Source organism: Streptomyces phyllanthi, from assembly GCF_009377205.1.
In the GTDB taxonomy this organism is placed as follows: domain Bacteria; phylum Actinomycetota; class Actinomycetes; order Streptomycetales; family Streptomycetaceae; genus Streptomyces; species Streptomyces phyllanthi.
Window position 1 is genome coordinate 1 of the sequence record NZ_VJZE01000301.1, and the last position, 11,347, is coordinate 11,347.

Consider the following 11,347-nt stretch of genomic DNA (forward strand, 5'->3'; position numbering starts at 1 on the left):
GGTGTGGCCACGAGTACCGTCGCCTCTCGTCCAGGGGTGCGGGGAACTGACGTACGACCTGGGCGCATGGTAAGCGCGGGCCGGACGGGCGCGGTACGGGGGTCACGAACGCGACGATTCAGGCGGTCGACGGGCTGACCGCCCGACACCTGGCCCGAACCTCCGACGCCGGACGTCACGACCGTCGCGTTCGGCCCGGCCGCCCGCCACGACCTGGCCTCGATGGTGGTGGGCACGGCGGAGACGGGGGACGACCTCACGCCTCGTCCTCGCGGCGGGCCGGGTCACGGACCCGGTGCCCTACCGCGAGGACGAGGACTGCGCCGCGGGCGGCTGAGGAGACGTCAGAACTGCAACGCCCAGGAGTCGATGCGCCCGACGTCCTGCGCCGCGTTGTCACTGACCCGCAGCTTCCACGTCCCGCCCGCCACCTCGGAGGAGGCGTCCACCGTGTACGTGGTGGCGATGTTGTCCGCGCTGCCGCCGGTGCCGTACGCCTTCAGGGTGTACGCCGTGCCGTCGGGGGCGATCAGTTGCACCTGGAGGTCGCCGATGTACGTGTGGACGATGTTCACGGCCACGCTCAGCGACGAGGGCGCGTTCCCGGGGACACCGCTCACGGTGATCGGTGACTCGACCGTCGCGTAGTCGGAGATCGGGTAGTCCGCGGTGTTCTCGAAACGCGGGCCGGGCGGGGGCGGCGTCCCGCCGCCGCTCACGTTGAGGAGGCGGTTGGGCGAGCCCGTGCCCGGGTTGGTGACGACGCCGGTGGTGGCGGAGGCGACCAGGGCCGTCTGGACGGCCGCGGGCGTGGCGGCGGGGTTGTCCGCCAGGTACAGCGCGGCGGCTCCGGCGACGTGCGGGGCCGCCATCGACGTACCGGAGATGGTGACGGCCGCCGTGTCGCTGGTGTGCCAGGCCGAGGTGATGGAGGAGCCGGGGGCGAACAGGTCCAGGACGCTTCCGTAGTTGGAGTATCCGGCCCTCGAGTCGGAACTGGTGGTGGCACCGACGGTGATGGCCTCGGCGACGCGGGCGGGCGACGTGGTGGAGGCGTTGACCGACTCGTTGCCGGCCGCGACCGCGAAGGGGATGCCTGAGGCGATGGAGTTGCGCACGGCGGTGTCGATCGCGGTGTCGGCGGGGCCGCCGAGGCTCATGTTGGCGACGGCCGGCCTGACGGCGTTGGCCGCCACCCAGTCGATGCCCGCGACCACCTGCGCGGTCGTCCCCTGACCGGAGTTGTTCAGCACGCGGACTCCGAAGATCCTCGTCTTCTTGGCGACGCCGTAGGCCGTGCCGCCGACGGTTCCGGCGACGTGCGTGCCGTGGCCGTTGCCGTCCTGGGCGGTGTTGTCCTTGTCGACGGCGTCATAGCCGTTGAAGGCCCGGCCGCCGAAGTCCCTGTGCGTGATGCGGACACCGGTGTCGATGATGTAGGCGTTGACGCCCTCGCCGGCGGTGTCGTCGTAGCTGTAGCTCCGGTTGAGCGGGAGCAACGCCTGGTCGATGCGGTCCAGCCCCCAGGAGGGCGGGTTGGACTGGGTCGCGTCGATCGTGAACGTACGGTTCTGGACGACGAAGTCGACGGCCGGGTCGGCGGCGAAGCGCTTCATGCCGGCCTCCGGGACCTCGACCGCGTAGCCGTTGAGCGCCTTCGTGTACGTGTGCTCGATGGACGCGCCGTAGGCCTTGGCCAGGCCCTTGCCCTTGACCGAGTCGGCCTTCGCGGTGCCCTCCTTCAGGGCCACGATGTAGCTGTCCTTGATGGTGCCCGCCGCGCCCGCGTACTGGATCGGGCGGTGCGGTTCGGGTGCGGCCGCGTTCGCGGCCAGGGGGGAGGCGAGACCGAGAGCGAGTGCCACCGTGGTCGCACCGGCCAGTTTTCGCCAGGTCTGACGCATCACTGCCATCTGAGGGGTCCTCTTCGATCGGTGGGGGGTGTGGTGGCGCGTGTGCGGGACGACGCCGTGCTTGCCTGGCACCCGCGCGCCGAAGAGACGGGGAAGTCATGAGCATGCCAATACTGCGCGCAGGGGCTCCCGTGCGACTTTCCGACCAGCCGCGCGGCCCCTGTGCTGTTCCCCGGCTCTTCCTGTGCTTCAGCGAAAGATTGCTGAGTCTCACGGGAATTACACAAGGGGCCTTGCATGGATATAACTCGGAAGAGTTGCACTAGTCATGACATAACATCACCGAAACTCATAGCCCGAAGCAGACCGGAACCCCGCTCAATGCCCTGTCCACTGTTCCTCGGAGAGCGGTGCCGCGTTCAACGCGTCGCGTCGGCTTCGCCAGTCCGGCAGGAAACCGTCCATCAGTCCGGAAAATCGAGGGCCATGCCCTCGTTCGAGGTAATGGACCATCTCGTGGACGACGACGTACTCAAGGCACTCCGGATGCTTCTTGGCCAGTTCCGAGTTGAACCACAGACGGCGGGTCTCCCGGTTGCAGGAGCCCCACTTCGTCTTCATACGTCGGATGCCCCACCACGGCACCGAAACCCCCAGCTTCGGCTCCCAGCGCTCGATGAGCGCATGAACCGCCTGACGGAGTTGCTCGCGGTACCACTGGTCGAGCAGGTGACGGCGACGCTCATCACTCGCGCCCACGGGCATGTACAGCAACAGTCGGTCGCCGTCGATTTCGGCATGCGGGCGCCCGGGGCGCTCGATGACCTTCAGGCGGCGTCGCACACCCCAGACGTAGTGGGACTCGCCGGTGACCATCTCGCGTACTGACTGCCGCTGGGCTGAGCGCAGTCGATCCTGCTGGCGCTTGATCCACGGCAACCGCTGGATGACGGCCAGGCGAACCTGGTCGTCGTCCAGCTGCCGGGGGGCTGCCACCCGGACGCGCCCCATGGGCGGGTAGACGCCGATGTGCAGGTTCTTGATGTCCTTGTAGACCACCTGGACGTCGATGCCCCGGACAGCGAAGTGGGCGCTAGTGGTACTCATGCCTTGCTTTCACCAGTTCGAAGAGTTCATCGATCCGGTCGAATCCGTCGGGGAGCGCGCGCTTGATCGCGTTGCGCACCTTCCGCTCCCTGAGCGCGTTCCCCACCCAGGCATGCGGCTTGGAGTGCAGCACCGCCGTGTCCACCTCGGCGGCCAAGCGCTCATCGGTGAGGAAGAAGTCGACCAGTGCCTTCCTCGCGCCGTTGTCAGCCCACGCCGGGTACCTGTACGTGCTGCCGGAATCGCCTCTGCCGAGCCGGCCGGCGGCCTCCAGCAGTTCGGCAAGGTACTCCTGGTACTCGATCGCGCCCCTGCGCCGCTCCTCGATGATGGCGTCGAGCAGCTCCGACATCTTGTCGTAGTACTTCGGGTTCGTGGCACGCTCGTCGATGATCAGCTTGCGTATGTTGTTGGTGATCGTCTCGGCGACGGCCTCGGGGCTGCTCCTGATCCCCTTCGGTAGCCTGTCGAGAGCGCCGGCACCCAGTTCGGCAATGAGCTGGACGAGACCGGTGTCCTCGAAGTCGGACACGGTCTCGGACGCATCGGCCTGGATGTAGGTGTCCAGCAGGAAGCGCATACCGGCCTCGCACTGCTTGAAGTCGACGTCCTCGCCCGCACCGAGCTTCACCTCGTCGCGAACGTCCGCGTAGTGGCGGATCTCCTGCCGGATGTCCTCGGCCTCCCGGGCTGTGTATCCGGCGGCCGTCATGTCGTTCGCCAGATCGGCGAAGGCGCGAGTGACTGCGGCAACAGCCTTGTAGAGCTCGACGCGCTTGGGCTCGTTTGCCCTGAGCTGATCGGCATTGCCCTGCTCGGCAGCGCAGAAGTACTGCTGGTACTGGAGCGTGTTCCGGGGCGGCGCGACCGGCTCGCACAGCGCGCGGACACGTTCCAGGGCCTCGTCGAGGCTCTCCCGCGCTTTGTCGATCCGGCCGGTCAGCAGGCCCTCGATGTCCTTTCGTTCGTAGCCGTCGAGCGCTCCCGAGGTGTAGTCCCTGATGGTGTCCTGAAGGGAATTGAACAGGTCCTGGTAGTCGACGACGCAGCCGAATTCCTTGTCGTCCCCATCGAGCCGGTTGACCCGGCAGATGGCCTGGAACAGGCCGTGGTCGCGCATCTTCTTGTCGATGTAGAGGTACGTTGCGCTCGGGGCGTCGAACCCGGTCAGAAGCTTGTCGACCACGATGAGCAGGCGCATCCGGCCAGGCTCTTCGACGAACTGCTTCTTGACCTCCTTCTCGAACTGCTCGACCTTCGCCATGGCAGCGTCTTCGGACTCTCCGAAGTGGTCAGCGAGCATCTTTCGGTAGATGCCGTACTGGCGCAGTTTCTCCGTCTGTCCCGCGCCGGAGTCCTCCTTGGAGATGTCTCCCGGACTCGGGGCATAGCTGGTGACGATCGCGCACTTGCCGTGGAATCCCGCGTTGCAGAACAGCTCGTAGAACTTGCACGCCTGATAGATGCTTGCCCCTACGAGCATGGCGTTGCCCCGCCCGTCCATCAGGCGAGGTTTGGTCTCCATGTCGAGAAGGATGTCCTGCACGATCTGCTTCGCCCGGGGTTCGGAGGAGACGACCTTCTGCATCGTCCCCCAGCGCTTCTTCAGCTCCGCCCTGGAAAGATCGGTCATGCCCCTGGTCTTGGCCTCGAACCATCTGTCCACCTGCGCAGGTGATGTCAGGTGCTGGTCGATGGCGCGGGCTTCGTAGCGCAAGTCGAGTACGACGCCGTCCTCGACGGCCTCGTCGAACCTGTACGTGTGAATGAACGAACCGAAGGTCTCCATGCTGGAGGCCTTGTCGGCCTTCAGCAGCGGCGTCCCCGTGAAGCCGATGAACATGGCGCCCGGCAACAGCTTCTTCATTGCGGCGTGCATCTTGCCGGACTGGGTGCGGTGCGCCTCGTCGACAAAGACAAACAGGTTTCCCTTTGCCTCGAAGTCCTGTGGGATCTTGGCGTTGAGCTCCTTGATGAATTCGCTCTCCGCCTCGTCACCGGCCTCACCGTCCACCGGGCCGCGGAACTTGTGTACCAGGGAGCACACGAGCCACTCGGTCGACCGGTTCAGGGTGTCCAGGAGATCCGCGCCACTGCTGGTGCGATAGATCTGCTCGTCGACGCCGTTGAAAACCTTCTGGATCTGCTCGTCGAGCTCGGTGCGGTCGGTGATCAGCAGGACCCTGGCGTCTTCCTGGTGCTCCCGGATCCACTTCGCCAGCCACACCATCGTGAGCGACTTGCCCGAGCCCTGGGTGTGCCAGATGATGCCGCCCTCGCGTCGGGCGATACGGTCCTGCGCAGCCTTGACGCCGAAGTACTGGTTGTGGCGGCATGCCTTGCGGACACCGGAGTCGAAGACCGTGAAGTCGTGGATCAGCTCCAGGAGCCGCGTCGTGTCGCACATCTGGAGCAGCGCACGGTCCAGTGGCTCCTCGACGTCGGATGGCTCCTTCCACTCCAGCCAGTACTTTTCGGGCGTGTCGATGACCCCGTAACGCAGACCTTCCACGTCGTTGCCGGCCAACACGAGCTGGACTGTGGAGAAGAACGGCCGGATGAAATCCGGCTTCTGATTGCCGATCGTCTGCCGAATTCCCTCGCTGACGGCTACTCGGGAGCGCTTGAGCTCCAGAGTCACCAGCGCCAGGCCGTTGACGTAGAGCACGATGTCGGGCCGCTTCGTCTGCTGCCCGACGATCGTCACCTCCTCGACCACCACGAAATCGTTGGCCTGCGGGTCGGCCCAGTCGATGAGCCAGACCGTCTCGTACTGCTCGCCGGCACCCGGCTTGACCTTCACCCCGTAGCGCAGCAGCTCGTAGACGTGACGGTTCGCCTCGTGAAGATCGCGGCCGCCACCGAGCGAGGCGGCCTTCCTCAGCTGCTCGATGGTCTTGCCGACCAGGGCCCTGTCGTAGCCGCGGGCGCGCAGGTTCGACTCCAGCAACTCGACCTCGATGTTCGAGTTGCCCGTGCGGTACTCCCAGCTTCCCTGGTAGCGGTATCGCAGTTTCTCCGTGAACAGTCGCACGACCCGGTTCTGCGCCTCGCGCTCGACCTGCCCGACATCACTCATGCCGTCGGCTCCCCCTGGACAGACAGCTGCATCCGTCCTGTGAGGGACTCCTGCATCATGCCCCTCTTGACCGACCGGGCCTTGTCCAGCCGACGTCGCAGAATCCCGACTTCCTCGTCCGCGGCGGACAGCACCTCAGCGATCGCTTTCTGTTCCGCACGGTCCGACGGCACGGTGATCTCAAAAGAATGAGCGTCGTTCCGATTGAAGGTGGGCACTCCCGAACCGCTGGCAAACCGTTCCAGCCCGAGGTGCGTGAGGAAGTAGTAGGCGAATGTGACGTCCATTCGCTCGAAACTCGTGACCCACAGCGACGTGTTGTGCGGCCAGTAGTCCTCTTCGACGAGGTGCACCCTGCCGATCGTCCCTGAACGCCCCGTGACCACGCCCGGGCCCTTGACCATGGCCTTCACGTGGTGCCGAGCGATCCCGTTGGAGTACACGACAGGGTACGGCCCCTTCACGACCTGGGAGTTCGGCAGGTCGAATCCTCGCTGCAGAGGAAGAAAATCCTTGAGCGGGCTGGTGGTCCATTCTTCCCGGTAGCCGGGAAGTCGTGTCCTGCCGGTGAGGAGCTGCTGCATGAGTGCCTGCCTGATCGCCTGCTTCTTGGCGATCAGGATGTTGATGTGCTCGACGGTGGCCTGTGCGTCTTCGAGCACGGCGACGACGGCGTCCTGGTCGGCCCGTGCCGGAAGGTGAACGGGCAGGGCAGACAGGATCGCCGTGTTCAGGTTGGGCATCGTCCCGCCGACGGCGTTGTCCTGCAACCAGGTCTGGGCCGGCCATGAGCCCAGGTAGTGGGCCACATACTCCGCGTTGACCTCGCTGAGCCTGGTACCGAAGCGAGCGGCGAGGCAGCCTGTTCCGCAGAGCCAGCCTGTCTGTTCCGCCCGGATGATCGATCTGCGGCCGACGTCGCCTCGGCGGCTGAACACGATGTCACCCTTGCGCAGAGCGTGCCGCCGCAGGCGGCGGGCGTCCTTGTCGCCGACCCTCGAGATACCCGCCTCGATGACCTCGTTGTCGCCCAGGTTCATCGGCATGATCAGCGGAGTTCCGAGCAAGGTGTAGTCACTTGCGTGGAGTTGGCTTCCAAAGGGCCCCGTCTGGATCACACCTCCGGTACGAGTGACGATCTCGCCCAGTGTCGTGAACTCGCCCTGCGTGGCATGGCGGCTCATCACCGCACCCCCATGGCGGCGAAGTGATCCGCGAGGCGGGCAGAGACTGCCTCCAGTTCGGCCTCGATCGCACCGGCCGTCTCCGTGTAGCGCCGACCGAGTTCATGAATGCGTTCGATCAGGGTGAGCGTGAGCGACTCAGCCACCGATTCCACGCGCGCCGTGATGACCGTGCGCCACTTGTCGTCCAGCACGAGTGTCCGCACGTCGGTTTCCGTGAGATCGCCGTACTTCTTCAGTGTGGCGAGGTTGAGTGCCGCTTCTGCTTCCTTGACGGCTTTCTTGGCCACGGCCTCCGCGTTGTACAGCTTGATCAGGTGGGTCAGGGCGGCTACCTCGTCAGCGTCCGCGCCTTCATGCCGCGCGACCTTGAGGCGGGCCGATGCGAGTACCTTGTTGATCTTGTCGTCGTCCATGGCACCCGCCAGGAGACCGTCCTCGACGGCGTGCTCCTCGACGTACTCCTCGATCTCGCGGCCGGCGTCCTCCGCCGCCGTCACCAGCGCGTCCGCTTCGGCCCGCTCCTTCGCGAAGTAGCGCGCGACGATCAGAGCCGGTGGGACGAGGTCCATCTTGTACTTGACGGCGCTGCGTCCCGAGCCCACTACGAGGTCGGGCGTCTCGGAGAATCTGCGGCCCTGATCCACGGTGATCCTTCGCGGCTCAGCGGCCCCCTTCCAGCCGTCGTTCATGATGATGAAGACGTCATCGTGAACGGTGTCGTGCCAGTACGTCATGAGCTGCTCGTAAACGTCGTACTCGTCCAGCAGGGGCACTGGCTTGAAGCGCGCGAGCAGGTCGTCACCGATGGTGGCGATGAGGTCGTTCGGCAGGGTGTCGGCGGTGATCTCCTCGAGTCGCTCACGATGGGCACCGAACCACTCGGCGACGAGTTCACCGACCTCGTCGGTGAACTCGTCGAACTCGGGCGATTCGAGGATCGCCTGCTGAACCTCGCTCACGTCGACGGTCAGGTCGCTGTAGCCGGGACGGTTCGGCTGGAACAGCTGGGCGCGCAGCCGGGGGAAGGCGTCCCAGTAACCGCTGAGCGCGTCGAGGTCCCGGTCGGGGATGCCGCCGTGCAGGTGCGCATGGAGGTCCTGGATGTCCTCGGGCTCGGAGGAGTCGATGTAACGGGGGAGGTTGAGGTTGTAGTCGTTCTTCGGGTCGGCGATCTCCGACAGCGGGACCATGCGCGAGTAGCGGTCGATCGGGATCTGACGCGTGAAGGTGTCGACGATCTTGTGGATGTCCTGGCTGCGGAGGCGGTTCTTGTTGCCGTCCTTGATGAAGCCCTTGGACGCGTCGATCATGAAGACGCCGGTGCGGCCGACGGCGTTCTCCTTGTCGAGCACGATGACGCAGGCAGCGATGCCGGTCCCGTAGAAGAGGTTCACGGGGAGGCCGATGATGCCCTTGACGAACCCCTGTTTCAGGAGGCGCCGGCGGATATCGGCCTCGGCGTTGCCGCGGAAGAGCACACCGTGCGGGAGGATGACCGCTGCCTTGCCCGTGCTGTTGAGCGACTTGAGAACGTGCAGCAAGAAGGCGTAGTCGCCGTTCTTCTCCGGGGGCCGGCCGTATTCGAAACGGCCGTAGTCGTGCTCCAGTCCGTTGCTCCAGGACTTGACCGAGAACGGCGGGTTGGCGACCGCGAAGTCGAACGTCTCAAGCACGTGCCCCTTGGTGAACTGCGGGCTCGTGATGGTGTCGCCCTTGAGAATGTCGGCGTCCGCGTTCCCGTGCAGGATCATGTTCATCTTGGACAACGCCCACGTGGCGTTGTCCTTTTCCTGGCCGTAGATCGTGATGCCGCGCGGTGCTTCGGCAGCGACCTTCAGGAGCAGCGAGCCGGAGCCGCAGGTCGGGTCGTAGACCGTCTGGTCCTGGCTGGTGTCCTTGGTGATCCCGACCACCCTGGCCAACACACGAGAGACCTCGGCAGGCGTGTAGAACTGGCCCTTGCTCTTGCCCGACTCCGTGGCGAAGTGGCGCATCAGGTACTCGTAGGCATCGCCGAGAAGGTCGTCCCCCTCGGCGCGGGAGCCCCGGAAGTCCAGGTCACTGAAGATCGTGACGAGCTTGGAGAGCCGGTCCTGCATCTCCTTGCCCTTGCCGAGCTTCTCCTCGTCGTTGAAGTCGGCGAGGTCGATGACGTTACGCAGGTCGTTCGCGTCGGCGAGCCGGCTGATGATCTTGTTGAAGCGGTCGCCGATCTCCTTGTCACCCTTGGCGGCGACCATGTCGTCGAAGGAACCGCCGGGCGGTACGTCGATGAGGCTGTCGAGGTCGGCCTTGGCCTTGTCGGAGACATACTTCACGAAGAGCAGGGTGAGGATGTAGTCCTTGTACTGGCCGGCATCCATCCCGCCGCGCAGCTCGTCACAGCTCTTCCAGAGCGAGCTGTAGAGGTCTGTCTTCTTGAGGGCCAAGGCTCTTCTTCCCGGTACGTCAAGGTGGTCACACGGGCCACCGGTCCTGATGCCTGCGGCGTGACGCACGTCGCGCGGCCGCCTGCCGGCCGCCGGCGCCAGTACCGCTTCAGGCGGCAGCCGCGACCACGCGGGAAAGCGTAGTAGAGAGGGCGACTGCACAGCCCGGGCGGGAAGAGAGACAGAACGCGGTCAGCAGTGTGCGGACCGTGTGCGTCTCGGTGCCGTGGTACGTCACCGCCCGCCCGGCGATCACACGCGGAAGGACCCGTCGAGCCGCCGGGTGGGCCCAGGACCACATGCCCTGTCAGTTGCCGGGAGTGCCGATCAGCGCGTCGAGCAGCTGCCGGGCGCGGGTCTCCTCTCTCAGGAGGGCCTCGACCAGGGGGCCGGTGCCCGGATCGGCCGTACTCACCAGGTTCGGGCCCGCGGCCTCGTCGACGTACTGCTCGACGGGCCGGGCGTCGGCCGTCAGGTGCACCCGGTCACCGGCGGTCAGCACACGGTGAACCGAGGCGTAGTCGACGCCCAGGCGGGCCAGTTGCTCGCCGCCCGCGTACCGGGTGTCCTGGCCGGGGGCGCCCTCCCCCGACAGATGCGGGTACTGGAGCGCGACCTCGTGGGTGGCCAGGATCGCGAGCAGTACATGCTCGGTGCCCACCACGCCGTCGCCGAGACGACGTGCCTGCTCGTAGGTCTCGAGTCTGACCCAACCGGCAGGCAGGGACGCCCAGTTGACCCCACTGAATCGGGTCATCCACCGCATCCAGAAGGGCATCCGACGATAGTGGTCACGGCCGAGGAGTACGTCGCGGGTGGCGTGCAGCAGAGGGTTGAGGCGATCCTCCTGGCTCCCGGAGCCACCGTCGAGGCGGGCGTGTACGGCCTGCGGTGAGATGCCGCATGCGCCCAGCAGCTCCACAGCGCGGTTGTCCTCCTCCAGCAGTCCCCTCAGCAGATGCCCGGCGCCGAACTTCGCCGCGTCCTCCCGCCGCGCGTGCCCCATCGCGGCGGTCAGCGCTCTGGCCGCGGCGCCCGTGAAGTGGGTGTGCCGATCACCGTCGTCCCCCAGGACGTCCTTCGAGGCAACGCTTCCCTCCGCGTCGTCGCCGGCGCTCCACGCGTCGTTCCTGTCCATCCTGTCCCGCAACACCGCCAGCAGCGCGGTCTTGGTCGCCCCTTCCTCCACCAGTGCTTCACGCGCCGGCCCCTTGGCCGTGGTGATGCCGGCCAGTAGGTGCTCGGTGCCGATGGCTCCCCCGGCGCCCGCCTGCGCGCCCCGAGCGGCCCCCAGGATTCCCACGATGTTCCAGTCGGGCGACTTGATCGCTTCCATACGGCCTTTCCTCTTCCCGCTGCTCGTGCACAGCAGCCTCCCTGACCGGGGTGGCAGGCGGCGTCGCTCCGGAGAAGGATCTGCTTCTGCACCCTGAGGTACAGGGACCAACGGTTCAACGCCCGGCGCCGCGCACACCCTTCAGCCGAGCGGCGGTTTCGGCCGCACCAGGCCGGTGTCGTACGCGAAGATCGTCGCCTGCACCCGGTCCCGTAGATCCAGCTTGTTCAGGAGAGCGTTGACATGGGTCTTCACGGTGCCCGTGGCGACGCCCAGGCGAGTGGCGATCTCGGCGTTGGCGAGGCCCGTCGCGACCAGGGAGAGGACCTCGCGTTCACGGGGGGTGAGGGCGCCGA

General features: G+C 66.2%; 7 protein-coding genes. All 7 read right to left on the bottom strand.

What is annotated here, in order from left to right:
- Nucleotides 1-344: 344 nt before the first annotated feature.
- Complete coding sequence (locus FNH04_RS31230) at nt 345-1,913, bottom strand: S8 family peptidase (protein WP_152789135.1); 1,569 nt, start codon at nt 1,911-1,913, stop codon at nt 345-347.
- A gap of 318 nt (nt 1,914-2,231) precedes the next feature.
- Nucleotides 2,232-2,960, bottom strand: coding sequence for a M48 family metallopeptidase (locus FNH04_RS31235; protein WP_152789136.1), 729 nt, complete (start codon nt 2,958-2,960; stop codon nt 2,232-2,234).
- Complete coding sequence (locus tag FNH04_RS31240) at nt 2,947-6,039, bottom strand: type I restriction endonuclease subunit R (protein ID WP_152789137.1); 3,093 nt, start codon at nt 6,037-6,039, stop codon at nt 2,947-2,949. The genes FNH04_RS31235 and FNH04_RS31240 overlap by 14 nt, the downstream gene beginning before the upstream one ends.
- Nucleotides 6,036-7,223, bottom strand: a complete 1,188-nt coding sequence (locus tag FNH04_RS31245) for a restriction endonuclease subunit S (protein ID WP_152789138.1) — start codon at nt 7,221-7,223, stop codon at nt 6,036-6,038. The genes FNH04_RS31240 and FNH04_RS31245 overlap by 4 nt, the downstream gene beginning before the upstream one ends.
- Nucleotides 7,223-9,655 (bottom strand): type I restriction-modification system subunit M, encoded by a 2,433-nt coding sequence (locus FNH04_RS31250; protein ID WP_152789139.1) that lies wholly within the window; start codon nt 9,653-9,655, stop codon nt 7,223-7,225. The genes FNH04_RS31245 and FNH04_RS31250 overlap by 1 nt, the downstream gene beginning before the upstream one ends.
- 307 nt (nt 9,656-9,962) lie before the next feature.
- Nucleotides 9,963-10,991, bottom strand: a complete 1,029-nt coding sequence (locus tag FNH04_RS31255; protein ID WP_152789140.1) for a Clp protease N-terminal domain-containing protein — start codon at nt 10,989-10,991, stop codon at nt 9,963-9,965.
- Nucleotides 10,992-11,132: 141 nt separating this feature from the next.
- Nucleotides 11,133-11,347: response regulator transcription factor (locus tag FNH04_RS31260; RefSeq protein ID WP_152789141.1), on the bottom strand; the 215-nt coding region annotated here is incomplete at its 5' end.